The sequence below is a fragment of the Nocardioides hankookensis genome (genome assembly GCF_042658885.1).
GTDB lineage: Bacteria > Actinomycetota > Actinomycetes > Propionibacteriales > Nocardioidaceae > Nocardioides > Nocardioides hankookensis.
In genome coordinates this window covers 252,559-277,770 of sequence record NZ_JBHSRJ010000003.1, presented here as the reverse complement: position 1 = coordinate 277,770, position 25,212 = coordinate 252,559, and the positions used below count along the sequence as shown (strand labels likewise).

The 25,212-nt window shown below is 72.7% G+C and carries 24 protein-coding genes; 10 read left to right on the top strand and 14 right to left on the bottom strand.

Features of this window, described 5'->3' with window-relative positions; all coding sequences use genetic code 11:
* Nucleotides 1-464 precede the first annotated feature (464 nt).
* Genes ACFPYL_RS06455 through ACFPYL_RS06420 form a run of 8 tightly spaced genes read right to left on the bottom strand, consistent with a single transcriptional unit; the run spans nt 465 to nt 6,508 of the window.
* Nucleotides 465-1,313, bottom strand: a complete 849-nt coding sequence (locus tag ACFPYL_RS06455; RefSeq protein WP_379151899.1) for a thioesterase family protein — start codon at nt 1,311-1,313, stop codon at nt 465-467.
* Nucleotides 1,314-1,330: 17 nt separating this feature from the next.
* Complete coding sequence (locus ACFPYL_RS06450) at nt 1,331-1,912, bottom strand: hypothetical protein (RefSeq protein ID WP_379151896.1); 582 nt, start codon at nt 1,910-1,912, stop codon at nt 1,331-1,333.
* Nucleotides 1,864-3,276 (bottom strand): HAMP domain-containing sensor histidine kinase, encoded by a 1,413-nt coding sequence (locus ACFPYL_RS06445; protein WP_379151893.1) that lies wholly within the window; start codon nt 3,274-3,276, stop codon nt 1,864-1,866. Before ACFPYL_RS06445 ends, ACFPYL_RS06450 begins: the two co-directional genes overlap by 49 nt.
* Nucleotides 3,273-3,977: a response regulator transcription factor gene (locus ACFPYL_RS06440; protein ID WP_379151890.1), complete on the bottom strand. Its 705-nt coding sequence runs from the start codon at nt 3,975-3,977 to the stop codon at nt 3,273-3,275. Before ACFPYL_RS06440 ends, ACFPYL_RS06445 begins: the two co-directional genes overlap by 4 nt.
* Before the next feature lie 48 nt (nt 3,978-4,025).
* Nucleotides 4,026-4,892, bottom strand: a complete 867-nt coding sequence (locus ACFPYL_RS06435) for a fructosamine kinase family protein (RefSeq protein ID WP_379151888.1) — start codon at nt 4,890-4,892, stop codon at nt 4,026-4,028.
* Nucleotides 4,889-5,389 carry a low molecular weight protein-tyrosine-phosphatase gene (locus ACFPYL_RS06430; protein ID WP_379151885.1) on the bottom strand — a complete coding sequence of 167 codons (501 nt, stop codon included), beginning with the start codon at nt 5,387-5,389 and terminating at the stop codon, nt 4,889-4,891. The genes ACFPYL_RS06435 and ACFPYL_RS06430 overlap by 4 nt, the downstream gene beginning before the upstream one ends.
* 3 nt (nt 5,390-5,392) lie before the next feature.
* Entirely contained in the window at nt 5,393-5,815 is a 423-nt protein-coding gene (locus ACFPYL_RS06425) for a phage holin family protein (protein ID WP_379151882.1), read from the bottom strand.
* A 9-nt stretch (nt 5,816-5,824) separates the two neighbouring features.
* Nucleotides 5,825-6,508, bottom strand: a complete 684-nt coding sequence (locus tag ACFPYL_RS06420) for a GntR family transcriptional regulator (RefSeq protein WP_379151879.1) — start codon at nt 6,506-6,508, stop codon at nt 5,825-5,827.
* A gap of 70 nt (nt 6,509-6,578) precedes the next feature.
* Here ACFPYL_RS06420 and ACFPYL_RS06415 point away from each other — a divergent pair, with 70 nt between their 5' ends.
* Nucleotides 6,579-7,463, top strand: coding sequence for a dimethylarginine dimethylaminohydrolase family protein (locus tag ACFPYL_RS06415; protein WP_379151877.1), 885 nt, complete (start codon nt 6,579-6,581; stop codon nt 7,461-7,463).
* On the opposite strand, the gene ACFPYL_RS06410 is transcribed toward ACFPYL_RS06415, so the two are convergent.
* From ACFPYL_RS06410 to ACFPYL_RS06400, 3 genes are read right to left on the bottom strand one after another with little or no spacing between them, the layout of a single operon-like run.
* A complete protein-coding gene (locus ACFPYL_RS06410; protein ID WP_379151874.1) occupies nt 7,460-8,833 on the bottom strand; it encodes an amino acid permease in 1,374 nt (457 codons plus the stop codon). The genes ACFPYL_RS06415 and ACFPYL_RS06410 overlap by 4 nt on opposite strands.
* Nucleotides 8,834-8,887: 54 nt before the next feature.
* Entirely contained in the window at nt 8,888-10,225 is a 1,338-nt protein-coding gene (locus tag ACFPYL_RS06405; protein WP_379151871.1) for a carotenoid oxygenase family protein, read from the bottom strand.
* A gap of 19 nt (nt 10,226-10,244) precedes the next feature.
* Nucleotides 10,245-10,673: a hypothetical protein gene (locus ACFPYL_RS06400; RefSeq protein ID WP_379151868.1), complete on the bottom strand. Its 429-nt coding sequence runs from the start codon at nt 10,671-10,673 to the stop codon at nt 10,245-10,247.
* A gap of 71 nt (nt 10,674-10,744) precedes the next feature.
* Between ACFPYL_RS06400 and ACFPYL_RS06395 the strand changes: the two genes are divergently transcribed.
* Both ACFPYL_RS06395 and hisC read left to right on the top strand, forming a co-directional pair.
* A complete protein-coding gene (locus ACFPYL_RS06395; RefSeq protein ID WP_379151865.1) occupies nt 10,745-11,302 on the top strand; it encodes a VanZ family protein in 558 nt (185 codons plus the stop codon).
* 13 nt (nt 11,303-11,315) lie between these two features.
* Entirely contained in the window at nt 11,316-12,389 is a 1,074-nt protein-coding gene (gene hisC / locus ACFPYL_RS06390; RefSeq protein WP_379151861.1) for a histidinol-phosphate transaminase, read from the top strand.
* A 60-nt stretch (nt 12,390-12,449) separates the two neighbouring features.
* Here the strand turns inward: hisC and ACFPYL_RS06385 are convergent, their stop codons facing one another.
* Together ACFPYL_RS06385 and ACFPYL_RS06380 are read right to left on the bottom strand one after the other, a co-directional pair.
* Nucleotides 12,450-13,712: an MFS transporter gene (locus tag ACFPYL_RS06385; RefSeq protein ID WP_379151858.1), complete on the bottom strand. Its 1,263-nt coding sequence runs from the start codon at nt 13,710-13,712 to the stop codon at nt 12,450-12,452.
* Nucleotides 13,709-14,287, bottom strand: coding sequence for a helix-turn-helix domain-containing protein (locus tag ACFPYL_RS06380; protein WP_379151856.1), 579 nt, complete (start codon nt 14,285-14,287; stop codon nt 13,709-13,711). Before ACFPYL_RS06380 ends, ACFPYL_RS06385 begins: the two co-directional genes overlap by 4 nt.
* A 98-nt stretch (nt 14,288-14,385) precedes the next feature.
* On the opposite strand from ACFPYL_RS06380, the gene ACFPYL_RS06375 reads away from it, so the two are divergent.
* From ACFPYL_RS06375 to ACFPYL_RS06360, 4 genes are read left to right on the top strand one after another with little or no spacing between them, the layout of a single operon-like run.
* Nucleotides 14,386-15,492, top strand: coding sequence for a glycoside hydrolase family 3 N-terminal domain-containing protein (locus ACFPYL_RS06375; protein ID WP_379151853.1), 1,107 nt, complete (start codon nt 14,386-14,388; stop codon nt 15,490-15,492).
* 51 nt (nt 15,493-15,543) lie between these two features.
* Nucleotides 15,544-18,807 carry a transglutaminase family protein gene (locus ACFPYL_RS06370; RefSeq protein WP_379151850.1) on the top strand — a complete coding sequence of 1,088 codons (3,264 nt, stop codon included), beginning with the start codon at nt 15,544-15,546 and terminating at the stop codon, nt 18,805-18,807.
* Nucleotides 18,808-18,817: 10 nt separating this feature from the next.
* Nucleotides 18,818-21,295, top strand: a complete 2,478-nt coding sequence (locus ACFPYL_RS06365; RefSeq protein ID WP_379151848.1) for a circularly permuted type 2 ATP-grasp protein — start codon at nt 18,818-18,820, stop codon at nt 21,293-21,295.
* Nucleotides 21,292-22,167 (top strand): transglutaminase family protein, encoded by an 876-nt coding sequence (locus ACFPYL_RS06360; protein ID WP_379151845.1) that lies wholly within the window; start codon nt 21,292-21,294, stop codon nt 22,165-22,167. Before ACFPYL_RS06365 ends, ACFPYL_RS06360 begins: the two co-directional genes overlap by 4 nt.
* Here ACFPYL_RS06360 and ACFPYL_RS06355 read toward each other — a convergent pair.
* Nucleotides 22,164-22,385, bottom strand: coding sequence for a hypothetical protein (locus ACFPYL_RS06355; protein WP_379151842.1), 222 nt, complete (start codon nt 22,383-22,385; stop codon nt 22,164-22,166). The two genes, ACFPYL_RS06360 and ACFPYL_RS06355, sit on opposite strands and share 4 nt — an antisense overlap.
* Nucleotides 22,386-22,475: 90 nt before the next feature.
* On the opposite strand from ACFPYL_RS06355, the gene ACFPYL_RS06350 reads away from it, so the two are divergent.
* From ACFPYL_RS06350 to ACFPYL_RS06340, 3 genes are read left to right on the top strand one after another with little or no spacing between them, the layout of a single operon-like run.
* Nucleotides 22,476-23,507, top strand: coding sequence for a zinc-binding metallopeptidase family protein (locus ACFPYL_RS06350; protein ID WP_379151839.1), 1,032 nt, complete (start codon nt 22,476-22,478; stop codon nt 23,505-23,507).
* 41 nt (nt 23,508-23,548) lie between these two features.
* Nucleotides 23,549-24,208, top strand: a complete 660-nt coding sequence (locus tag ACFPYL_RS06345; RefSeq protein ID WP_379151836.1) for a DUF6518 family protein — start codon at nt 23,549-23,551, stop codon at nt 24,206-24,208.
* A 36-nt stretch (nt 24,209-24,244) separates the two neighbouring features.
* A complete protein-coding gene (locus ACFPYL_RS06340) occupies nt 24,245-25,207 on the top strand; it encodes a glutathione S-transferase family protein (RefSeq protein ID WP_379151833.1) in 963 nt (320 codons plus the stop codon).
* Nucleotides 25,208-25,212: the final 5 nt, after the last annotated feature.

Below are 25,212 nucleotides of genomic sequence, written 5' to 3'. Positions count from 1 at the left end.
CGGCCCGGGCCACGACGGTCGACCCGAGCGGACCCGCAGGCCGACCAGCCACTGGAAATCGCCCCCGCAACCACAGGCCGCGGTGACCACGTATCCCGTCATTCGCGTCACCCACGGCGACCACCACGAATCGCGGCGCTGAGCTGATCTGCCCGGTGGTGGTTTCGAGGCTCGGGCCTGACGGCCCTCACACCTCAACCACCGCGCACCCGCCGAGTCCGGCCCGGGCCACGACGGTCGACCCGAGCGGACCCGCAGGCCGACCAGCCACTGGAAATCGCCCCCGCCACCACAGGCCGCGGTGACCACGTATCCCGTCCGCCGCGTCACCCACGGCGACCACGGCGACCACGGCGAGCCGCGGCGCTGAGCTGATCTGCCCGGTGGTGGTTTCGAGGCTCGGGCCTAGCGGCCCTCACAACTCAACCACCGATCCTGCACCTGCGCTGCGCCAGTTCGTCGCGTCAGACCCGGGTCGCGCGGCGCTGGCCGTCGTCGGAGTACTCGACGCCGCCCATGTCGACGGTGCGCTGGGCGTTGGCGAGGGCGGCGACGGTGACGGTGCCGAGGGCGCCGGCCCGGTCGAAGACGGCGGTGGTGCCCGACGCGATGCCGTCCTGCTCGACGCGGTCGGTGGCGAGGAGCCCGATCTCGACGCCGACCGGCGTGCGCGCCAGGGTCAGCGCGATGTCGGTGTTGATGTACTCCACGCCGTTGGTGCCCCAGTTGGTCACCATGCTCGCACCGTCAGCGGCGGAGGCAACGGCCTGGAACGGCGTGAGCGGCTCGTCCGTGACGACCGGGATCGCGCTGCTCCAAGAGGCCTTGCGGTCGCCGTTCTGGTGCTCGGTGAAGTTCTGCGACCACGGCGACGACGAGCGCATGAAGGGCACCCGTGGCTCGTCCGTCTCGGGCGCGACGTCGAGCGGGGGCGGTGAGGGCCGCTCGGAAGGCTGCCAGACGTCGCCGGGGGCGGTGGCCGACGGCTTCAGGAACGTCGCCGACGCCCGCGCCACCCGTACGTCGCCCTGGGTCAGCGTCACGTCGACCAGGCAGATCCGGGAGCCCTCGCGGACCACCGTCGTCTCGAACGTGCATGGCTGCATGCGCGCCGCCTTGAAGAGGTCCACCACCCACCGCGCCGGCCGCAGGTCGGTGCGGCCGGTCGCGGCCAGGCACTGCTCGGCGGCCCTGGCCAGCGCACCGCTCACCGCCACGCCGTGCAGCTGGTCGTCGCTCCACATGCTGCACGCGAGTGGCGTCGGGACGAGGTCGTCCCCGTCGTGGGTGAAGAAGGAGATCTCGTCGGTCACGGACCCATTGTCGGGGACTAGCCCTGCGGTGTGGTCGGCGCCTTCTCCGCGAGTGCCGCGAGCAGCGCCTTGGTCCCGCTGACGACCTGGTCCTCGTCGTACGGCGCGACCTGGGCGGCGTTCACGCTCTGCACCAGACCCTCGGTCTGGACGAAGCCGGTGACCAGCACGCCACCCTTCTCGGCCCGGACGGCCACCCGAGCCGCGTCCGCGCCCGCGACGTCGACCGAGCGCAGCTGGTCGCCGGAGGCCCCCATCGCGTCGAGCGCGGCATCGAGGCCGCCGTCGAACCACAGGTAGTTCACGTCGTACGCCGGTCCGCCCGTCTCCGCGGGCGTGAACGTGCAGCGCGGCGCGGTGACGGTGCCGTCCTGCTCCTTCACGCCCGAGCCGACGAGGCGGCCGACCGACGCTGCCGTGAGGTCGTCGCACGGGCTCCAGGCGACGTTCGCCGCCGCCGACTCCGCGGCGCTGGGCGCGTCGGAGCCGTCGGACGAGCAACCCGCGAGACCACCCAGCGCGAGCGCCAGGACGGTCAGGGCGACCGCCCTCACGCCGGCGTCCAGGTCGGCACCGGCGCGGCCGCGCCGGGGAGCCACAGCGTGAGGCGGGCGCCGCCGCCGGGGGCGTCGTCCGCGGTGACGGTGCCGGAGTGTCGTTCGGCGACCTGGCGGACGATGGAGAGGCCGAGGCCGGAGCCGGACATGCCGCGCGACTCCTGCGAGCGGTAGAAGCGGTCGAAGACGTGCGGCCGGTCGGCGGGCGCGATGCCGGGTCCCTGGTCGTCGACCGTGAGGGTGCCGTCGAGCAGGCGCACGGTGACCGTCCCGTCCTCCGGGCTCCACTTGGCGGCGTTGTCGAGCAGGTTGGTGACGGCGCGCTCGAGGCCTGCGCCCTCGCCGATGACGTACCAGGGCGCGAGCTCGACGTCGAAGGAGAGACCGGGCGCGCGGCGCCGGACCCGGGCGACCACGCGGTCGACGAGCTCGGGCAGGTCGACGGGCTCGACCACGTGCGTCAGCGGCTCGTCGCGCGCCAGCTCGACGAGGTCGCCGATCAGGGTGGTGAGCTCCTCGATCTGGGCGTGCACGTCCTCGAGCAGCTCGGCCCGCGCCTCCGGCGGCAGGCCCACCCCCGCGGCGTCGACCTGGCTGAGCAGGTCGAGGTTGGTGCGCAGCGAGGTGAGCGGCGTGCGCAGCTCGTGCCCGGCGTCGGCGACCAGCTGGCGCTGGCGGTCACGGGACGCCGCGAGCGCCAGCAGCATCTGGTTGAACGCCGTGGCCAGGCGGGCCAGCTCGTCGTCGCCCTCCACCGGCAGCGGGCGCAGGTCCTCGGTGCGGGCGATGTGCTCGGCGGCGTCGGTGAGGCGGCGTACGGGGCGCAGGCCGTTGCGGGCCACGCCCCAGCCGGCCAGGCCGGCGCCGATGACCCCGGCGAGGCCGAAGAGCAGCATCACGGTGCCGAGCTTCGCCAGCAGCCGCTCCTGGGCGTCGAGGGGCTGCATGATCACCATCGTCGACCCGTCGGCGCGGTGCACCGCCGCCAGTCGCCAGCGGGTGCCGTCGCCGCTCACGGTCCGGATCGAGCTGTGCCGCTGGTCCTTCGCGACGGCCTCCTCGGGAGCGCCGATCAACCGCCGCATCTCGTCGGTGTCCTTGGCGCGGAGCACCTTGTTGCCGACACCGTCGAGGCAGGCGACCCAGACGTCCGACGCGCCGAAGTACTCCGGCGGCACCTGGAGCTGGGTGTCGCACACGATCCCGGTCGAGGTGGTCTCCGCCCGGTGCATCAGCGAGTCGTCCAACGTGGACTGGAGCTGCATCCGCACCGTGACGTAGGCGCCGAGCGCCATCAGCGCGACCGTCGCGCCGGCGGCCAGCGTCGTGAGGATGGTGACCCGGGAGGCCAGCGACCTGCGGTAGTGCCATCGGCCGTCGGTGCCCGGAGGAGGCAGGACGGTCACGATTCCTTCAGCACGTAGCCCACGCCGCGCACCGTGTGGATCAGCCGGGACTCGCCCTCCGCCTCGGTCTTGCGACGCAGGTAGCCGACGTAGACCTCGAGCGAGTTGGCGGTCGTGGGGAAGTCGTAGCCCCAGACCTCCTCGAGGATGAACGAGCGCTCGAGCACCCGGCGCGGCCGGCGCAGGAACATCTCGAGCAGGGTGAACTCGGTGCGGGTCAGCTCGATCTGCCGGTTGCCGCGCTTCACCTCGCGGGTCGCGATGTCCATGGTGAGGTCGGAGAAGCCGATGGTCTCGTCGAGATCGTCCTCACGGGGTACGGCGCGGCGCAGCAGCGCGCGCAACCGGGCGAGCAGCTCCTGGAGGGCGAAAGGCTTCGTCAGGTAGTCGTCGGCGCCGGCGTCGAGACCCTCGACCCGGTCGCCGACCGCGTCGCGGGCGGTGAGCACCAGGATCGGCAGGTCGTTGCCCGCCTTGCGCAGCGCCCTGGTCGCCTCCAGACCGTCGAGACGCGGCATCATCACGTCCATCACGACCACGTCGGGGTCGGTCGCCGCGATGCCGGCGAGGGCCTCGGCGCCGTCGGACGCGAGCGACACGTCGTACCCGTTGAACTCGAGCGAGCGCCGCAGCGACTCGCGGACCGCCTTGTCGTCGTCGACGACGAGGACGCGGGGCTTCGGGACGGGCGTGCTGCTCACGGTGACACTCTGCCAGGCACGCCTGAGTCGGTACTGAGAAGCGACGACTCAGACATACGTCGCGGCGGCCTGGGCGGCGCGGGCGGCGTACCCGCCGCCGAAGTGGCAGGCGTGCACGAGCAGCGGGAAGATCTGGTGCAGCGCGGCGCGGTCCTGCCAGCCGTCGGCCAGCGGCGCGACCTCGTCGTAGGCGTCGAGGGCGCGGGGCAGGTGCGGCAGCCCGAACAGCGCGAGCATCGCCAGGTCGACCTCGCGGTGCCCGCCGTACGCCGCCGGGTCGATCAGCCAGACCCGGCCGTCGAGGCCCCACAGCACGTTGCCGTTCCAGAGGTCGCCGTGCAGGCGGGCCGGCGGCTCGTCGGGCACCAGGTCGGGCAGCCGGGCGACGACGGCCTCGATGGTGGCCGCGTCCCGGTCGTCGACGGCGCCGCGGTCGCGGGCCAGCTTGAGGTAGGGCAGCACCCGGCGTACGGCGTAGAACTCGGCCCAGGTCTCGGTCGGCCGGTTGGGCAGCGGCAGCTTGCCGATGTAGCCGTCGCGGTCGAGGCCGAACTGGTCGGCGCCGGCTGCGTGCGTCGCCGCGAGCTCGCGTCCGAACGCGGTGGCCGCGTCGACCGACTGCTTGCCCGGCTCGATCCAGCGGATGATCAGGCACTCGTGGTCGGCGCCGAGCACCTCCGGCACCTGCGCGCCACCGTCGGCCGCGGGCTCGCCGAGCCACCGCAGCCCCTCCGCCTCGTCGGTGAAGAAGTCCTCGGGCGCGTGCGGGAGCGTCTTCATCAGTGCCGTGGTGCCGTCGCTGAGCCGGAGCCGGGTCGAGGTGGCGATGTCACCGCCGGCCACGGGGGCAGTCGCGATCACCGACGTCCCGAGGAGCTCCTCGGCACGCCTGGCGACCAGCGGCTGGCGGGTCACGACAGCCAGGGCCGTTCGTGGAGCAGCGCGTCGACGATCGCGGACGCAGTCCGTTCGACCATCGTGAGCACCTCCTCGAAGCCGTCGTCCCCACCGTAGTACGGGTCGGGTACGTCGCTCCCGCCTTTGGCGGGAGAGGCGAGCGGGTCGAGGTCGCGGAACTTGCGCACCCGGTCGGTCCGGCCACCGACGTCGGCGAGGTTGGCGTCGTCCATGACGAGCACCAGGTCGACCGGTTCGCCCGCGTCGTACTGGCGCGCGCGGTGGCGGGTCGCGTCGTACCCGGCCGCGGTCAGCGTGGCCGCCGCGCGCCGGTCCATCGGGTCACCGACGTGCCAGTCGCCGGTGCCGGAGCTGGTCACCTCGACCAGGTCGCCGAGCCCGGCGTCGGCGATCCGCTCCTCGAGGACGACGTGCGCCGTCGGCGAGCGGCAGATGTTGCCCAGGCAGACGAGCTCGATCCGGTAGCGGTCCGAGGATCGTGCGCCGGGCAGCACCCGTCAGTAGTCCTGGACGACGGCCGCCTGCGGCTTGCCGAAGACCAGCTGCACGATCCAGGTCACGATGGTGATGACCAGGGCGCCGCCGATCGTCGTCCAGAAGCCGTCGACCGTGAAGTCCACGTCGAAGAGGCCGACCAGCCACTCCGCGAAGCTGAGCATCAGCGCGTTGGTGAGCAGCAGGAACAGGCCCAGCGTCACGATGATGAACGGGATCGACAGGAAGTTGATGATCGGTCGCACGAAGGAGTTGATGATGCCGACCACCAGCGCCACGAAGAGCAGCGGCCAGAGCTTGTCGGTCCACTCCTGCGAGGCCGTCTCGGCCGCGGTCCCGAAGTAGATGCCGTCGAACATCCAGGCGGCGACGGCGACGGCGATGGCGTTGGTGGCGAGCCACCCGATGAACCTGAGGATTCCCACGACCTCACCCTAGAGGTTGAGGGCGTCGATGATCGAGGTCTCCGCGTCGGCGAGATGCTTCTCGAGGAAGGACGACGCGCCCTCGACGTCGCCGCGCTCGAGCAGCATCACCAGGGCGGTGTGGCTGTCGGCCTGGTCGTGGGCGTTGCGGCGGATCCGGTCGACCTGCGCGAGCGCGAGCTTCAGCTCGACCATCAGGCTCTCGGCCATCGCCACCAGCCGCGGTGAGTCGGAGAGGCCCACGAGCGAGACGTGGAAGGCCAGGTGCCGCTCGTTGAGCTCCTGGTAGGACCCGCCGGAGCGCACCGCGCTGGTGTAGCGGACTAGCGAGCTGCGGACGGCGTCGCGCAGCTCCTCCGGCGCGCTCGACCAGCGGCGTACGCCGGCGCCCTCGAGCACCCAGCGGGCCCGGCAGATGTCGCGGACCGAGTCGGGGTCGGGGGTCGCGACCGACACGCCCCGGTTGGGCTCGCGGGTCGCCAGGCCCTCGGCGACGAGCACGCCGAGCGCCTCGCGGACCGTCGGCCGCGAGACCCCGAGCGAGGACGCCAGGGCGACCTCGCGCAACGCCGTCCCCGACTCCAGCTCGCCGTCGAACACGGCCCGGCGCAGCTCGTCGGCGACCCGGTCCACGGTCGAGGCGAGCTCGAGGTGGAGCGAGCTGAACGGGGTCTCCGGCCCGGCGTTGGACATGGGCTCATTGTGCTCTACACTCGCCATGTCAGATTGTCCGACAATCATGCAATCATCGGAGGAGGGATCCATGGAGCTGTCCTGGGGCCGCGACTACGTCATGGTCGAGCCGACGCACTTCCGCGTGGAGTACGTCATCAACCCGTTCATGGACCCCTCGGACCAGCCCGATCCCGAGCTCGCGATGGCCCAGTGGCGCACCCTGGTCGAGACCATCGAGCGCCTCGGCGGCACCGTCGCCGCGCTGCCGCAGCGCGAGGACGCCCCCGACATGGTCTACGCGATGAACCTCGGCCTCGGCCTGGTCGCCGAGGACGGCACCCCGCAGGTCGTGATGTCGCACATGCGCTACCCGCAGCGCCGGATGGAGACCGACTCCGCCCAGCCGTGGTTCGCCGAGCACGGCTTCACGACGTCGTACGTCGGTCGCGACGGCGTCGGCGCGCACCTGGAGGCCGGTGACGCGTTCGCGTTCGGCGACGCGCTCGTGGTCGGCTACGGCCCGCGCACCGAGGAGCTCGCGCTCAAGCACCTGGCGACCGACCTGGGCATCCGGGTCCGCGGCCTGCGGATCACCCACCCCGGGATGTACCACCTCGACCTGGCGTTCTGCCCGCTCGACGACCGCCGCGCACTTGTCTGCCCGTCGGCGCTGGACGAGGCCTCGGCCGCCGCGCTGCTCGCGCTGGTGCCCGAGCCGCTGGTGCTCACCGAGGAGGAGGCGCTGACCACCTTCTGCGCCAACTCGATCGTGATCGGCCGCACCGTCGTGATGCCGGCGTGCCCCGACCGGGTGCGGGCGCAGCTCGAGGAGTGGGGCTTCGAGGTCGTGATCGTGGACCTGTCGGAGTTCCACAAGGGCGGCGGCTCGATCCGCTGCCTCACCAACCCCGTCGACGTGCGGATCGGCCGGGACCTCCCCGCCGTCCCCGGCGGCGAGGTGCTGCTGCCCTAGCCTTCTGTCACCGAGCGACGCCGCGAGAAGTGGCGGGTCGCGGCGTACAGGACGAGGGCGAAGGCCCACGAGAGCAGGCTCAGCAGCAGCTGGGAGCGGGTGTCGTCCCCGAGCAGCATCTGCACGAGGATCGCGAGGATGCCGAGGATCGCGGCGACGGTGAGCACCGGGTAGGCCCACATCTTCACCACCAGCTGGTCGTCGGGCGTGCGCCGGCGCAGCACCAGCTCGCTGACCGCGATGAGCAGGTAGACGAAGAGGATCACCGCGCCCGACGAGTTGAGCAGGAACAGGAAGACGGTGTCCGGCGAGACGTAGGCGGCGATCACGCAGAGGAAGCCGACCACCGTCGACGTCAGGATCGCCGCGGCCGGGACGCCGCGGGAGCTCACCTTCGTCAGCGCCCGCGGTGCCTCGCCACGGTCCGCGAGCACGAACACCATCCGCGAGGCCGTGTAGAGCCCGGAGTTCAGGCACGACAGCACGGCGGTGAGCACGACCGCGTTCATGATGTCGTCGGCGTGCGGGATCCCCATCTGCGTGAACGCCGCGACGTACGGCGAGTCGCCGATCTCGTTGTCGTCCCACGGGACGATCAGCACGATCAGGATCATCGAGCCGACGAAGAAGGTCGCGACGCGGAGGATGACCGACTGGGTCGCCCGGGCGACCGCCTTCTCGGGGTCGTCGGACTCGGCGGCCGCGACGGTCGCGATCTCGGCCCCGACCATCGAGAAGACGACCACGACGATGCTCGAGAAGATCGCGCCGACGCCCATCGGGAAGAAGCCGCCGTGGCTGGTCATCAGGCTGACGTCGAAGTCCTTGTCGGGCCAGACGCCCACGACGTACAGGGTGCCGAGCACGAGGAAGGCGATGATCGCGAGCACCTTGATGCCGGCGAACCAGTACTCGAACTCGCCGTACGAGCGCACCGACGCGAGGTTGGTCGCGGTCATCAGCACCATGAGCGCCAACGACACCAGCCACAGCGGGAGGTCGACCCAGTAGCGGACGATCTCGGCGCCGGCGACCGCCTCGAACCCGACGACGATCACCCAGAAGTACCAGTAGAGCCAGGCGGTCGAGAAGCCCGCCCAGCCACCCAGGGCGGAGCGTGCGTACTCCGAGAACGACCCGGTGGTCGGGTTGGCCGTGGCCATCTCACCGAGCATCCGCATCACCAGGACGATGAGCAGGCCGGTGATGGCGTAGGACAGGAACGCCGACGGGCCCGTCTCCGAGATCACCGCGCCCGAGCCGACGAACAGGCCGGCGCCGATCACGCCGCCGATCGCGATCATCGTCAGGTGGCGCTGCTTGAGGCCCCGTTGCAGGGTGGGATTCTCGGTCTCGGTGGTCGCGCTCATCACCGAGCCGTGCCCGGATTCCCGCCGGGCCACACCTGAGCCGTCAGGCGGCGGTCAGGCGGTCGGCGTCCAGTTGCCGTGGAAGCCGGCCGGGACCCGGCCGGGCAGGTGTACGGCCGCGATGTCCTCGAGGGTCTCGGCGTCGAGGAGCACCAGGTCGCTGCGACCGGTGCCCGCGTCGAACACGTAGCCCATCAGGATGCCGTCGTCCTCGGCCGAGTCCGGCGCCGAGGGCACGAAGCAGAACTCGCTGACCTCGCGCCCGGCGCCGAGCCGCCGCTCGGTCGTGGTCCCGGAGACGACGTCGTGCTTGAGCACGGTGTCGCCGGTGCGGACGCCCGCCGCCACGACACCCGCGGCGTACCCGAAGCGGTGCCGGCGGCCGGTGAGCCGCTCGTCGTGGCGCGGGAACTCCTGGCTGTGCTCGTCGAAGCGGTGCTCGCGCACCGTGCCGGCGGCGGTGTCGATCGTGAAGCGGGTGAGGTGCGCCGGCCCCTCGTTGGGCCCGCTGAAGTCGGTCGCGAACATCCGGTCGTGGCGGACCACGTCGATGACGACGTCCGTCCCTTCCTCGTAGGCGTTGAGGGTGTGGAAGACGTAGCAGGGGTCGATCTCGAACCACCGGACGTCGGCGTCGGTCCCCTCGCGCGGCAGCAGCCCGATGCGCGCGGGGTAGTCGGCGTCCCACGAGTAGGGCAGCTGACGGGCGGCCGTGCCGTGGCGCAGGGCCTGGTCGATCAGCCGGTCCGTCGCCTGGAGCGGACGGGGCGGCTCGCCCGCGACCATGCCGAGGTCGAAGGTGACGGGGAGGTCGTAGACGACCAGGTAGTGCTCGGTCAGCGCGCAGTCGTGGATCATCGGGCTGCCGGTCACCTCGATCTCCGTCTGGTGCCGGACCCGGCCGTCGGTGCCGACGACCGAGTAGTCGACGAGGTTGCCGCGCGTCCAGCTGTACGAGACCGCGTGCAGCTCGCCGGTCTCCGGGTCCTGGTGCGGGTGTGCGGTGTAGCCGCCGGTGACCGTGCCGAGGTCGCACGGCCCCACGGTGTCGAGGTCGTGGGTCAGCTCGTACGGCGTGCCGCCGGCCTCGACGACGGCCAGCGTGCGGCCGGCGTGCTCGAAGACGTTGGTGTTGGGCGGGAAGTCGTCGCCTTGCGCGCGCACGTAGCGGTTGCGGTACCACTCCGCCCGTCCGTCCTGCAGGCGGACGCCGTGCACCATGCCCTCGCCGAGGAACCAGTGGTAGCCCTCGCCGGGGTCGGTCGGCGGGTTGGGGCCGATCCGCAGGTAGCGGCCGTCGAGGTGGTCGGGGAGCGTCCCCGTGACCTCGAGGTCGAACGCGGTCAGCTCCTCGTGCACCGGCGCGAACGTGTCCTGCAGGTAGCGGTTCACCTCCGCGACGGTACGCCGATCAGGGGCAGCCGGCAGGGATCTCGAACACCCGGTTGTCGGCGCCCTCGTCCGGCGCGCTGAGGATGACGACGGCCTTGTTGTAGGTGCGCAGGCCCTTGCCCTCGCCGGACGTGCAGACGACGGGCTTGCTCAGCCAGACCGTCGCCGTACGACGTGCCGGCGGCGCGCACGACGCGCAGTTGCTGATGTAGACACCGGTGGCCGAGGTCCGGGCCTTGCCCCAGTTCTTCCACTGGAGCTTCTTGAGCCACGGTCCGGCGTCCGCGGTCAGGTAGATCCGCTTCGGCGCGACGGTGCCGTGCGCGTACATGTTGAAGAGGACCGTCTTCGGCGGGGCCGACGTGGCCGGTGCCGAGGCGACGGTCAGGCCCGAGAAGGCGAGAGCGAGGGCGGTGAGGAGCACCGCGGCGAGCCGGCGTGAGGTCATGGCCGGAGCGTAGGGCCGACCCGGACTCCCGCGCCGCGCCTTGCACAAACCTAGTGGGTAGCCTCGGCGACGTGTTTCCGGTCGGTGGCGTGGGCGTGATGCTGCTGCTGATCGCGGTGGCCGGCCTGCTCTGCGGGCTGCTCGCGGTGGTCCTGCGCCCGCGACTGGGATGGCTGTCCGCGCTGGCGATCGCGGGGTTCGTCTGGTCGCTGGCCATCATCGGGTCGATCACCCTGATCCCGGCCAACGGCGCCCCCGGCATCGTGTCGGCCGAGGGCCGGCTGACCACCTGCTCGTGGGACATCGGCGGTCCGGCGCCCGACGGCTTCTGGATCTTCTCCGGCGGGCAGCGGCTGCTCAACACCCTGGTCTTCGTCCCGGCCGGTGTGCTCCTCGTGCTCGCCTGCGCCCGCTGGCGGGCCGGGTGGGTGCTGGTGCCGCTCGGGCTCGCCGGGCTCGCGGCGTACTCCGCCGGCATCGAGGCGACCCAGCTCGCGCTGGCCCGGATCGACCGGGCCTGCGACGTCACCGACGTGGTCGACAACGTCACGGGCGCCGTCCTCGGGGTCGCCGTCGGGATCGTGCTCGCCCTGGTGCTGCGGCCCTGGCGCCACCGACGACCGGCGTGAATAGGGTGGCGGGATGAGCACTCCCCAGCCGCGCGCGACCGTGGCGGAGATCCCGCCGTACGTCGCAGGCAAGCCGCCGACCGTCCGACCCGGGATGACGTCGTACAAGCTGTCCTCCAACGAGAACCCCTACCCGCCGCTGCCCGGCGTCGTCGAGGCCGTTCAGGCGGGGGTGGCCGCGATGAACCGATACCCCGACATGGGGAGCGCGGCCCTCTACACCGCCCTCGCCGAGACCTTCGACGTGCCGACCGACCACCTGTCGGTCGCGACCGGGTCGGTCGGCCTGATCTACCAGCTGGTGCAGGCCTTCTGCGACCCCGGCGACGAGGTCGTCTTCGCGTGGCGCTCCTTCGAGGCCTACCCGATCGCGATCACGGCGGCCGCCGCGACGTCGGTCAAGGTGCCGGTCCTCGCGGACGGTCGCCACGACCTCGACGCGATGGCGGCGGCGATCACCGACCGCGCCAAGGTGGTGCTCGTCTGCACGCCCAACAACCCCACCGGCCCGTCCGTCACCCAGGCCGAGCTCGACGGGTTCCTGGCGAAGGTGCCGTCGCACGTGCTGGTCGTCGTCGACGAGGCCTACCTGGAGTTCGTCCGGATGGACGACCCGGTGGACGGCATCGCGACCTACCGCCGCCACGACAACGTCGTACTCACCCGCACGTTCTCCAAGGCCTACGGGCTGGCCGGCTTCCGGGTCGGGTACGCCGTCGCGCCGGCGCCGATCGCGGCGGCGCTGCGCGCGGTCTCGCTGCCCTTCGGCGTCTCGACGATCGCGCAGGCCGCCGCGATCGCGTCGCTGGAGCGCCGCGCCGAGCTGCTCGAGCGGGTGGATGCGCTGGTCGCCGAGCGGGATCGCGTGGTGGCCGGGCTGCGCGAGGCCGGGTGGGACGTGCCGGAGCCGCAGGGCAACTTCGTGTGGTTCGAGCTGGGCGAGCGGACCGCCGACTTCGCCGCTGCCGCCGACGAGGCCGGCATCGTCGTCCGCCCGTTCGCGGGCGAGGGCGCGCGGGTGTCGATCGGGGAGCCGGAGGCCAACGACCGGCTGATCGCCGTCGCCGGTCGCTGGTCGCGCTTGTAACGCGGTGTCCACCGGGCTGGTGCGGGGCTGTGGACCCGTCCCAGATACGTGGACACCGCGTTACATGGGGTGGCCGCCCGCCCGGCCGGCCGGTATCGGCTCCGCCAGTGGCGGTCGCACGTCGATCTCGCGCCAGTGCGGGTCGAGGGCGGGCAGCATCGTGACGACGAGGTACGCCGCTCCGGTGGTGAGCAACGCGGCGTCGAGCCCGACCCCGGCGACCAGCAGGCCCCCGAGGATGCCGCCGAACGGCATCAGGGCGAAGCACAGCGCGGTGTTGAGCGACGTCACGCGGCCCATCAGCGGGGCCGGGATGCGTTCGTAGATGACCGCGCCCAGGATCGGGTTGAGGAAGCCGGAGGCGAAGCCGCCCGCGACGCAGACGGCCAGCACGACGCCGATCGGCACGTCGAGCGCGAAGACCGCGTAGCGCGGGGCGCCGCAGACCAGGAACGCGATCAGGTAGGTGCGGTAGCGGGGGAGCCGGTCGGCCCAGGCGGCGGCGCAGATCGAGCCGATCGCCGCGGCACCGCCGAAGGTCGCGAACACGAGGCCGACCGTCGCCGCGCTGCCTGTCGTCTCCTTGGCCCAGACCGGGACCAGCACCGCGGCGTACGCGAGGTCGAGCAGGTTGGTCAGGGCCACCATCACCGCGATGCCGAGCAGGATCCGGTCGCCGCGGAGGAAGGTCCAGCCCGCGCGGAGCCTGGCCGCGTACGACGCCGGATCGTCCGCGTCCTCGGTCTGCACCGGGCGCATCGACCGTGTCGCCCAGCCCAGCACGGCCGCGGAGAGCGCGAAGCTGAGGGCGTCCACGACCAGCGCGTCGGCCGGGCCGATCCACGCGACGAGTCCGCCGGCGAGCGCGGCGCCGAGCAGTCCGGCGGTCCGCTCGACGGTCGAGTGCAGCCCGGTCGCGCGCTCCATCGGCACGCCGGCCTCGGCGACCACCGCAGGCGTGAGCGCGGCCTTGGCGCCGTCGCCCGGGCCGCGCAGGGATCCGGCCAGCGCGACCAGGAGGAGGAACACGGGGAACGGCAGCCAGCCGGACTCGTGCAGCAACGGGATCGCGCCGACGGCGAGCACCGACAGGAGGTCGCAGGTGATCGCCACCCGGCGGGCGCCGACCCGGTCGATCACCGGGCCGCCGAGCACCTTGAGCACGACCAGCGGCAGCATCTCCGCGAGCGCCACGAGTCCGGTCCTCGTCGCGCTCCCGGTCGTGGTGAGGACGAACCACGGCAGCGCCACCATCGACACCCGGGTGCCAGTGAGGGAGATCGCCTCGGCCGTCAGCCAGCCGTAGAGCGGGCGGCGGCTCACCGGTCGTCCCCCTGCTGAGGCACCTTGCCCGGGTAGGGGAACGCGTTGAGCTGGAGCACGAACGGCGCCGCCTCGGCGTCGTCCTCCTCGTCGATCTCCTTCATGGCCTCGATGAGCTGCTCGATGACGGCGCGGGCCTTGCGCGGCGTCAGCTTCACGACCCAGTCGCTGTACGTCGTCGCGTCGCGCCACTCCTCGGGCAGCAGCGGCAGCTCCTCGACGGAGCGCTGGAGCCGTTCGGTGGTCACGACGACGACGGACTGGAGGTAGGCGTCCAGGGTGTCGCGCGCCTCGGGCTCCGCCGGGCCGGCGGTGTCCGTGGTCGTCGACTGGTGGGCGGCCTTCCACCAGCGGTCGCGGGCGTTGCCGCGCTCGGCGTCCTCGACCACGAACCCGTGCTGCGCGAGCTGGCGCAGGTGGTAGGACGTCGCGCCGGTGTTCAGCCCGAGGCGGGCGGCGAGGGTGGTGGCCGTCGCCGGGCCGTCGATGCGCAGCATGCCGAGCATCCGCACCCGCACCGGGTGGGTGAGCGCCTTCATCTGCTGGGGCGACGGGGTGATCGAGGTCAGGTCCACCCGGCCACCGTACGACTCCAAAGAATGCTTTGCAAATGGTTCTTTGCAATGCGTCGTGGTTTGCCGTCGCCCGGGAGGTCGCGGGTACGGTCGCCCGCGTGTTCTCGCCGTCCCTCGCCCTGGCCGCCTCGCTGCTGACCGCGGCGGTCGGCCCACCACCGTCCCCGGCCGAGGCGACGCTGGACCGGATGACGCTGCCCCAGCAGGTCGGCCAGCTGTTCATGGTCGGCACGCCCGCCACCGAGGTCGACGCCCGGACCCGCTCGCAGATCGGCCGCTTCCACGTCGGCAACGTGATGCTCACCCGTCGCAGCTACGACGGCGTCCGGGTGCCGAAGCGTGTCACCCGGACCATGCAGGCCGAGGTCTCGAAGGACTCCACGGCCGGCGTCCGGCTCTTCGTCGCCACCGATCAGGAGGGCGGCATCATCCGGGTCCTCCAGGGTCCGGGGTTCTCGGACATCCCGCCCGCGCTCGTGCAGGGTGGCTGGCGCCCGGCCCGGCTCCGTGCCGCCGCTGCGGGCTGGGCCGCCGAGCTGCGCCAGGTGGGCGTGAACCTCGACCTGGCGCCGGTCCTGGACACCGTCCCGAGCCGCCGGGCGGCGAAGCACAACCCGCCGGTCGGCGGCTACGACCGCGAGTTCGGCTACACGCCGCAGGCCGTCACCGACCACGGGCTGGCCTTCCTGCGGGGGATGCACGACGGGAAGGTCGCGACCGCGGTCAAGCACTTCCCCGGGCTCGGCCGGGTGCGCGCCAACACCGACACCAGCGCCGGCGTCGTCGACCGGGTCACCCGCCGACACGACCCCTACCTGGCGCCGTTCCGGGCCGCGGTCGAGGCCGGGACCCAGTTCGTGATGATGTCGACCGCCCGCTACGAGCGGCTGGATCCCGACCGTCCGGCCGCGTTCTCGCCGTACGTCGTGCGGACGATCCTCCGCGGCGACCTCGGCTTCGACGGGGTGGTGATCTCCGACGACCTCAGCGACGCGGTGCAGGTCGGTGACATCCCCCTGGGGCAGCGTGCGACGCGGTTCGTCGGCGCCGGCGGCGACGTCGTGCTCGCCGTCCACTCCAACACGCTGCCCGCGATGTACCGCGCGGTCCTCCAGCGGGCCCGCGTCGACAAGGGGTTCCGGGCGAAGGTCCGGGCCTCGGCCCTCCGGGTGCTCACCGCCAAGCAGGGCCGCGGTCTGCTCTGAGCGGTGGACGGGGTTACCTCCCTGCAACGCATCACGGGCAAGGTGGGGGCCATGTCGGTCAAGGTCGCACTCGAGCATCGGACCACCTACACGTTCGCGGAGCCCGTGAACGTCGCCCCGCACGTCGTCCGGCTGCGCCCGGCGCCGCACGCGCGCACCCCCATCGAGGCCTACTCCCTGACCGTCAGCCCGAAGAACCACTTCCTCAACTGGCAGCAGGACCCCTTCGGCAACTGGCTGGCCCGCCTGGTCTTCCCGGAGAAGGTGCGCGAGCTCGACATCACCGTCGGGCTGGTCGCCGACCTGATGGTGATCAACCCGCTCGACTTCTTCGTGGAGGAGTACGCCGAGCAGTTCCCGTTCGCCTACGAGCCCGCGCTGGCGGCCGACCTCGCGCCGTACCTGCGACCCGTCGACGACAGCGTCGCCGCCGACGCGTGGCGTCAGGCGTTGCCGCCGCTGCCCGAGGACGGCGTGCCGATCGTGCAGTTCCTGGCCGGCCTCAACGCGGCCGTGCACCGCGACGTCGCCTACTCGGTGCGGATGGAGACCGGGGTCCAGACGCCCGACGAGACCTTGCGCATCGGCATCGGGTCGTGCCGCGACAGCGCCTGGCTGCTGGTCAGCCTGCTGCGCCAGCACGGCCTGGCCGCGCGCTTCGTGTCCGGCTACCTCGTGCAGCTCGCCGCCGACCCCGACAGCATGGTCGGCCTCGACGGGCCGACCGGGACCGCGCAGGACTTCACCGACCTGCACGCCTGGGCGGAGGTGTTCGTCCCGGGCGCCGGCTGGATCGGCCTCGACCCGACCTCCGCGCTCTTCGCCGGTGAGGGCCACATCCCGCTCTCGGCGACGCCACACCCCAGCGCCGCGGCCCCGATCGAGGGTGCGACCGATCCGGTCGAGGTGACCTTCTCGTTCCACAACGAGGTGCGCCGCGTCCACGAGGACCCGCGGGTGACCAAGCCCTACACCGACGCGCAGTGGGCGCGCATCGACGCTCTCGGCGAGTCCGTCGACGAGCGCCTGGTGGCCGGTGACGTCCGGCTCACGATGGGTGGCGAGCCGACGTTCGTCTCGCGCGACGACGCGACCACGCCGCAGTGGAACACCGACGCCGACGGGCCCGAGAAGCGCGAGCTCGCGAACGACCTCGCGGACCGGCTCCGCCAGGTGTACGCCGTGGGCGGGGTCGTGCACCGCGGTCAGGGCAAGTGGTACCCGGGTGAGCCCCTGCCGCGCTGGAACATCGCGCTCCAGTGGCGCACCGACGGCGTACCGCTCTGGGAGGACCCGGAGCTCTTCGCGGATCCCTGGTCCGGGCAGCCGGACGGCGACGCCGAGGCCCACGCCGAGGCGCTCGCACGCCGGGTGACCGAGAGCCTCGGGCTGCCGCCCGAGCAGCTGCGCGCGGCGTACGACGACCCGCTGGCCGAGCTCGTCGCCGCGGTGCGGCGCCCCCTCGGCGAGCCGGTCGACGAGGACGTCGACGTCGCCGCGATGGATGCCGACGTCACCGACGTGCGGGGCTGGGTGCTCCCGCTGGCCACATCAGATGGCCGGACCGGCGAGGACGACTGGACGAGCCCGGCGTGGCACTTCCGGCGCGGCCGGCTGGTGCTCACCCCGGGCACCTCGCCGGTGGGGCTGCGGCTGCCGCTCGACGCGATCTCGTGGACCGACCCGGAGGCGCCGGACCAACCGTCGTACCTCGAGGCAGGACCGCCGCTGCGCCCGGTCGTGCGGCCGGTGCGGCTCAGCGACCCGGAGGGCGCGCCGACGACGGCCCTCACCTTCGAGGCCCGCGACGGGCACGTGCACGTCTTCCTGCCGCCGACCGAACGGCTCGAGGACTACACCGACCTGCTCCGGCTGGTCGAGGTCGCGACCCGGCGGATCGGCTGCCCGGTCGTGCTCGAGGGCTACGGCCCGCCACCGGACGCCCGCCTGACGCAGCTCGTCGTGACGCCCGACCCGGGCGTCATCGAGGTCAACGTCCAGCCCACCGCGAGCTGGGCGGAGCAGCGCGACCTCACGACGACGCTCTACGACGCCGCGCGGCACTGCGCGCTGACGACCGAGAAGTTCGACCTCGACGGGCTGCACACCGGCACCGGCGGCGGCAACCACATCACCCTCGGCGGCACCCAGCCGGTGGACTCCCCGCTGCTGCGGCGGCCCGACCTGCTCGTCAGCCTGATCACGTACTGGCAGCGGCACCCGTCCCTGTCGTACCTCTTCTCCGGCCGCTTCATCGGCCCGACCAGTCAGGCCCCGCGCTTCGACGAGGGCCGGCCCGAGGCGGTCTACGAGATGGAGATCGCCGCGGCCGAGATCGCCCGCCTCGTCGAGGAGCAGGACGAGCCGCGGCCGTGGCTCGTCGACCGCGCGCTGCGGCACCTGCTGACCGACCTGACCGGCAACACCCACCGCGCGGAGTTCTGCGTCGACAAGATGTACAGCCCCGACTCCTCGCGCGGCCGGCTCGGCCTGCTCGAGCTGCGCGGCTTCGAGATGCCGCCGCACCCGCAGATGGCGCTGGTCCAGGCGCTGCTGGTGCGCAGCCTGGTCGCGATGTTCTGGGAGCAGCCCCTCACCGCGCCGCTGGTGCGCTGGGGCACCCGTCTGCACGAGGACTTCCTGCTGCCCGAGGGTGCGACCAACGACATCGCCGAGGTCGCCGCCGACCTGCGCGCCTTCGGCATCCCGTTCGAGGAGGCCTGGCTCGACCCGTTCACGGAGTTCCGCTTCCCCCGCATCGGGCTGGCGACCCTCGGCGACGACATCACCCTGGAGCTCCGCTCCGCCATCGAGCCGTGGCACGTGCTGGGCGAGGAGGCGACGGCCGGCGGCACCGCGCGGTACGTCGACTCCTCGGTCGAGCGGCTCCAGGTGCTGGTCCGTGGGATCGACCCCTCCCGGCACCTCGTGACGTGTCAGGGTGTCCCGGTGCCCCTGACCGCGACCAGCGACGGCGCCCTCTACGCCGGCGTGCGCTACCGCGCCTGGCAGCCGTGGTCGGCGCTGCACCCGTCGATCCCGGTGCACGCACCGCTGCGCTTCGACGTGGTCGACGTCGACGCCGAGACCTCGCTCGGCGGTGCGACGTACCACGTCGTGCACCCGGGCGGCCGCAGCTACGACCACCCGCCGGTCAACGCCCAGGAGGCCGAGGCGCGCCGGCTCGGCCGGTTCGAGCCGCGCGGGCACACGCCCGGCCGGATCGACGTCGCGGCCGCGGTCGACGCGGGCAGCCGCGCGGCCACCGACGACTACCCGCGCATCCTCGACCTGAGGCGGGTCCCGCCCCGATGAGGTCGACGCCGTGACCGTGCTGCGCGACTACGCCGCGTCGGTGACCCAGCCGGCGCTCGGCGTCACCGCGCGCTACGACGAGGTGGTGGCGCCCGACGGGTCGCTGCGCCCGGCGTGGAAGGGCCTCGCCGAGGTCGCCGTCGGGATCACCGAGTCCGACCTGCGGCGCGTGCAGGGTGAGATCGGGCGCTTCCTCTCCGACGACGGCGTGACCTACTCGCGCCCCGGCCGCGGGCACGGTCGCTGGCGTCTCGACCCGGTGCCCCTGGTGATCGACGCCGCAGCCTGGGCGCCCGTCGAGGTCGGCCTCGCGCAGCGGGCCGAGCTGCTCAACGCGATCCTCGTCGACCTGTACGGCGAGCAGCGGCTGCTCTCCGAGGGCATCGTCCCGGCGGCGGTGGTCTTCGGTCACGGCGGCTACACGCGGGTCGTCGCCCGGCCCGAGGCGATCGACCCGCGGCCGCTCGTGCTCGCTGCGACCGACCTGGGCCGCGACGCCGACGGCGCGTGGCGGGTGATCGCCGACCGGGCCCAGGCGCCGTCGGGCATCGGCTACGCGATGGAGAACCGGCGCGTCATCTCCCGGGTGATGCCCGAGCTCTACCGCGAGGCCGGCCTGCACCGGATGGAGCCCTACTTCTGGGCACTGCGCTCCGCGCTGATCCAGTCGGCGCAGGGCGACCTGGCCGACCCGCGGGTCGTCGTGCTCTCGCCCGGCACGCACTCGGAGACGGCGTACGACCAGGCGTTCGTGGCCTCCGCCCTGGGCTTCCCGCTCGTCGAGGGCAGCGACCTCGTCGTGCGCGACGGCTGGGTCTACCTGCGGGCGCCCGGTCGGCTGGAGCGGGTCGACGTGATCCTGCGCCGCGTCGACGCGGCCTGGAGCGACCCGCTGGAGCTGCGCGGCGACTCCCAGCTCGGCGTCGCCGGTCTCGTCGAGGCGGTACGCCGCGGCCGGGTGCGGGTCGTCAACGGACTCGGCGCCGGCGTGCTGGAGAACCCCGGCCTGCTGCCGTTCCTCCCGGCCGCCTGCGAGGCGCTGCTGGGCGAGCCGCTGCGGCTCGGCTCGGTGCCGACGTGGTGGTGCGGCGACCCCGACGGCCTCGACCACGTGCTCGACCGGTTCGAGGACCTGGCGATCTCGGCGATCGACGGGCGTCCCGAGGACGTCGCGGACGTGCCGGTGGACGACCTCCGCGCGCGGGTGCTGGCGGCGCCGTACCGCTTCGTCGGGCAGGAGCGGCTGCCGCTGTCGCAGTCGCCGACCTGGTCGCGCGGCGGCACCCGGGCCGTGCCGGTCACGCTGCGCACCTTCACGCTCCGCTACGGGTCGGCCTACCGACCGCTCGTCGGCGGCATGGCGAGCGGCTGGCTCGACGCCAGCACGCCCACCAGCAAGGACGTCTGGGTCCTCAAGGCCAGCGCCGGCGACGCCGACCAGGGCCTGACCGGTGTGCTGCCGATGACGGCCAGCCGGTCGGTGCCGATGACGGTGCCGCGCGTGCTGGAGGACATGTTCTGGTTCGGGCGGTACGCCGAGCGGGTCGAGGACCTGCTGCGCCTGGTGCTCGCCGCGCACACCCTCGCCGAGGACTTCCGCACCCGGCCGCGCTCCACCGGCGGCGCGAGCCTGGCCGTGCTGATGGGGTCCGTGCACCGGATGGCGGGTGCGCCGCCGACCGGCCAGGAGGACCTGGACGCCGACTTCCGCTCCCTGCTGCTCGACGGCGGTCGTGCGGGCGGCGTCGCCTACGGCCTCGACGGGCTGCGCGACGCGCTGCGCGGCGTGCGCGACCAGCTCTCGCCCGACACCTGGCGCGCGTTCGGCGCCACCGACCGTGCGGTCGAGGCGCTCGAGGGCAGCCGGCACAGCCACCAGGTCGCCGAGAGCGCGGGCCGGATGCTCACCGGGATCCTGTCCCTCCAGGGCGTCACCGCGAGCATGATCCGCGACCCCGGGTGGCACGCGATCGGGCTGGGCCGCGCGCTCGAGCGCGCGCTCCAGGTCTGCCACCTGCTGGCCGCCACGACGACCGAGCGGCGGGGCATCGACGTCGACCGCGAGGTGCTCAACGCGGTGCTGGTCTCCACCGAGAGCGCGGTCACCCACCGGCGGCGCTACCGCGGCTACGTCCGCCCCGCCGGCGTGCTCGAGCTGCTGCTGATGGACGCCGAGAACCCGCGCTCCATCGCGTTCTCCCTCGCCGCCGCACGCGAGCACCTCGCCGCGCTGCCCGGGTCGACGGGCTCCTCGCGCCCGGAGCGGCTGCTCTCCGACCTGCTCGACGAGCTGGCCGCGGTCGACGTCGCCGGGCTGGTCACGATCGGCGGTGTCGAGCGCCCCAACCTGGTGCGCTTCCTCGACGCCTTCCAGGTGGCGCTGGAGCGAGTGGCCGACGCCGTCGCCGACGTGCACTTCGCCAGCGGACCGCCGCCTCGCCCGCTCGGCTCGCTCGGGCTCTCGCTCGTCTCGGAGGCGGGCTCATGAGATACGTGGTCGCCCACGACACGACGTACGGCTACGACGACGACGTCACCGACAGCCTCGGTGTCGCCCACCTGGTGCCGCGCTCGCTGCCCTCGCAGACGGTGGCCTCCGCGGACGTCGAGGTGACGCCCGCGCCGGTCGACCTGTCCCACGACACGGACTGCTACGGCAACACCGCGACCTACTTCCAGGTGACGCAGCCCCACCGGGAGCTGGTGGTCCGCGGTCGCTCGGAGGTCGAGGTCGCGGCGCCGACGTACGACGAGACCGCGCTGGCGACCCCCTGGGAGCGGGCCCGGCCCCTGCTCGAACCGTCGCTGCCCGGCGGCTGGCGGGCCACCGACTTCGCGCTCCCGTCGGCGGCCGTCGAGCACACCCTGGAGGCGCGGGAGTACGGCGCGCAGTCGCTGCTGCCCGGCCGCCCGATCGGGGAGGCCGTCACCGACCTGATGCACCGCATCCACGCCGACTTCGAGTACGACGCCACCGCGACGACCGTGACCTCGACGGTGGCCGAGACCTTCCGCGAGCGGGCCGGGGTCTGCCAGGACTTCGCGCACCTGACGATCGCCTGCCTGCGCACGCACGGCCTCGCCGCCCGCTACGTCAGCGGCTACCTCGCCACCGAGGCCCCGCCGGGCAAGGACCGGGTCGTCGGCGCCGACGCCTCGCACGCCTGGGTGGCCGTGTGGCTGCCACTCACCGACGAGTGGCTCGCCATCGACCCGACCAACGACCAGTGGGTCGGTGACCGCTACGTGACCGTCGCCTGGGGTCGCGACTACGGCGACGTCCCGCCGGTCAAGGGCGTCATCTTCACCGAGGCGACGACGTCGACCCTCGACGTCTCCGTGGACGTCGCTCCGGTCTAGAGCTTGGTCATCTTCCGGTACGGGCTCGCGACCCGGACGGTCTGGTCGCGGAAGTCGACCGTCACCGCATCGTTCTCGACGCTGACGACCCGGCCGACGCCGTACGAGTCGTGCGAGACCAGGTCGCCCGACTCGAAGATCTCGATCGGGAGCTCGACCTTGGGCTTGAAGGGGCTGCTGGCGAGGTGTCGGCCTCGGGGCCCGGATGAAGTGCTCACTGTCCCTCGAGTATGCGCCTCCGAAGTGACTGCCGGGTAACCGGGGCCCGGAGTGGCGTGAGGAGAGGCGCGACTGGGAACGTCACCCCCGTGAAGTCCTACCGCTGCCGCGTCTGCGACAACCCGCTCTACTTCGAGAACTCCGTCTGCGTCTCCTGCGGGACGGCGCTCGGGTTCTCGCGCGACGAGCGCTCGATCGTGCCGGTCGACGAGACGGGGAGGTACGTCGACGCGTCCGGGGCGATCTGGTGGGTCTGCGCCAACCTCAACCTCTCCGGCTGCACCTGGCTCGCGCCGGTGCACGGCGGCACCTGCTTCGCGTGCGACCTGACCCGCACCCGGCCCGCGGACGACGACCTCGAGGGGCTGGAGCAGTTCCGGCTCGCCGAGCAGGCCAAGCGGCACCTCGTCGTGGAGCTCGACACCCTCGGCTTCCCGGTGGTCGGCAAGGCGACCGACCCCGAGAACGGGCTGGCCTTCGACCTGCTCAGCACCACCGAGCGATCCAACGAGGACAACGTCGTGATCGGCCACGAGGACGGGCTGATCACCATCGACCTCGCCGAGAGCGACGCGGCGTACCGCGAGAAGGTCCGCGCGCAGCTCGCCGAGCCCTACCGCACGATGCTCGGGCACTTCCGCCACGAGGTCGGCCACTACTACGAGTGGCAGCTGGTGCGCGGCGAGGAGCGGATGAACCGCTGCCGCGAGCTCTTCGGCGACGAGTCGAAGGACTACCAGGCCGAGATCGACCGGCACTACTCCGAGGGCCCGCCGCTCGGGTGGGAGGACGAGTACATCTCGACGTACGCCACCATGCACCCGTTCGAGGACTTCGCCGAGACCTGGGCGCACTACCTGCACATCTGCGACACCATCGAGACCGCCGGCGAGTTCGGGCTCGCCACGGTCGGGCCGGTCGCGGCGTTCAGCAGCTTCCGCGACGTCGTCACCGGGGTGTGGGTGCCGCTGTCGGTCGCGCTCAACATGATCAACCGCAGCATGGGCAAGGACGACCTCTACCCGTTCGTGATCCCGCCGCCGGTCGTCGACAAGCTCGACTTCGTCGCCTCCCTGGCCCGTCGCGACGACGGCACCTCCGGCCAGCAGTCCGGTACCTGAGGCCGACGCCTGGGGGCGTCCGGCCGACCAGGCTGGAGGCCATGAGCAGCGACCTCACCCTCTCGCCCGTCCCGGCCGCCCCCCGCGCACCGTCGTACGTCGGTCCGGCGACGCCCGTCGTGCTCGCCGTCGCGGTCGCGACCGGGGTGGTGCTCGGCGTCGTGGACCTGTGGTGGTCGACCGAGCACCCGTCGGCCTGGTCGTCGGTCGCCAACTCGTGCGCCGGCTGGGCGGCCTGCGCCTTCGCCCTCGGCGCGGTCCTCCGGGTCGACACGTTGCGCGCGGCGGTCGCCGCGGTCGTCATGCTGGCCGTGGCGGTCGAGGCCTACTACGCCGCCGAGGTCGTGCTCTGGGGCAGCGACCGCTGGATCCTGACCTCGCCCGTCGCCACCGAGTGGCTGGTCCTGGCGGGCGTCTCGGGTGCGATCTACGGCTCGGCCGGGGCCTGGGCCGCCGGTCGCTCGTCGGTGCGGGCGATCGTCGGCCTGGCGGTCGGCGTCTCGCTGCTGCTCGGCGACGCACTGAACGTCGCGAGGCGCGGAGCGCTCGGCGAGGAGCCCCGGGTGCTGGTCGTGCTCGCCCTCCTGATGCTCGCCGCGTCGCTGCGCCGGCCCTGGGTCACGATCCCTGCGCTGGTCCTCAGCCTGCCGCTCAGCCTGGTCGTCGCCGCCGCGTTCGCCTCGACCGGCGTCGCCATGTGAGGCGCAGTCGTTGAGCGTTCACCTAGGCTGGTGGTCATGAGCGACTCGGGCGGCACCGCGGCGTACGTCTCCTCCGGCGAGTTCAAGCGCGACTCGACGTACATCCCGGACCGCATCACGCGCGACGGCCGGACGCCGGAGCACGGCCCGGTGGACGGCGAGCTGTGGCCGGTGGAGGCGGGCCGCTACCGACTCGTCGCCGCGAAGGCGTGCCCCTGGGCGACCCGCGCGATCATCGTGCGCCAGCTGCTCGGGCTGGAGGACGTCATCTCCCTGGGCACGCCCGGCCCGACCCACGACGAGCGCAGCTGGACCTTCGACCTCGACCCCGGCGGCGTCGACCCGGTGCTCGGCATCGAGCGGCTCCAGCAGGCCTACCTCGCCCGCTTCCCCGACTACTCGCGCGGCATCACGGTGCCCGCGATCGTGGACGTGCCGACCGGCCGCGTCGTCACCAACGACTTCCCGTGGATCACCCACGACTTCTTCTTCGAGTGGCGCGAGCACCACCGCGCCGACGCGCCCGACCTGTGGCCCGCTGACCTCCGCGACGAGATGGAGGAGGTCATGCAGCGCGTCTACACCGAGGTCAACAACGGCGTCTACCGCGCCGGCTTCGCCGGCTCGCAGGAGGCGTACGACGCGGCGTACGACCGGCTCTGGGTCGCGCTCGACTGGCTCGAGGAGCGGCTGTCCACCCGGCGCTACCTGATGGGGGACGCGATCACCGAGGCCGACGTACGCCTCTGGACGACGCTCGCGCGGTTCGACGCCGTCTACCACGGCCACTTCAAGTGCAACCGGCAGAAGCTCACCGAGATGCCGAACCTCTGGGGATACGCGCGCGAGCTCTACGCGATCCCCGCCTTCGGCGACAACACCGACTTCGACCAGATCAAGACGCACTACTACGTCGTGCACCGGGACCTGAACCCGACGCAGGTCGTGCCGCAGGGACCCGATCCCGCGGTGTGGCTCGAGCCCCACGGCCGCGGTTGACCCTC

Excerpts from the sequence above, each read along its gene's own strand:
- ACFPYL_RS06345 (WP_379151836.1), top strand. The coding sequence starts at position 23,549 with ATGAGCAGCGACCTCACCCTCTCGCCCGTCCCGGCCGCCCCCCGCGCA.
- ACFPYL_RS06415 (WP_379151877.1), top strand. The coding sequence starts at position 6,579 with ATGGAGCTGTCCTGGGGCCGCGACTACGTCATGGTCGAGCCGACGCAC.
- ACFPYL_RS06410 (WP_379151874.1), bottom strand. The coding sequence starts at position 8,833 with ATGAGCGCGACCACCGAGACCGAGAATCCCACCCTGCAACGGGGCCTC.
- ACFPYL_RS06360 (WP_379151845.1), top strand. The coding sequence starts at position 21,292 with ATGAGATACGTGGTCGCCCACGACACGACGTACGGCTACGACGACGAC.
- hisC (WP_379151861.1), top strand. The coding sequence starts at position 11,316 with ATGAGCACTCCCCAGCCGCGCGCGACCGTGGCGGAGATCCCGCCGTAC.
- ACFPYL_RS06420 (WP_379151879.1), bottom strand. The coding sequence starts at position 6,508 with ATGTCCAACGCCGGGCCGGAGACCCCGTTCAGCTCGCTCCACCTCGAG.
- ACFPYL_RS06340 (WP_379151833.1), top strand. The coding sequence starts at position 24,245 with ATGAGCGACTCGGGCGGCACCGCGGCGTACGTCTCCTCCGGCGAGTTC.
- ACFPYL_RS06400 (WP_379151868.1), bottom strand. The coding sequence starts at position 10,673 with ATGACCTCACGCCGGCTCGCCGCGGTGCTCCTCACCGCCCTCGCTCTC.
- ACFPYL_RS06370 (WP_379151850.1), top strand. The coding sequence starts at position 15,544 with ATGTCGGTCAAGGTCGCACTCGAGCATCGGACCACCTACACGTTCGCG.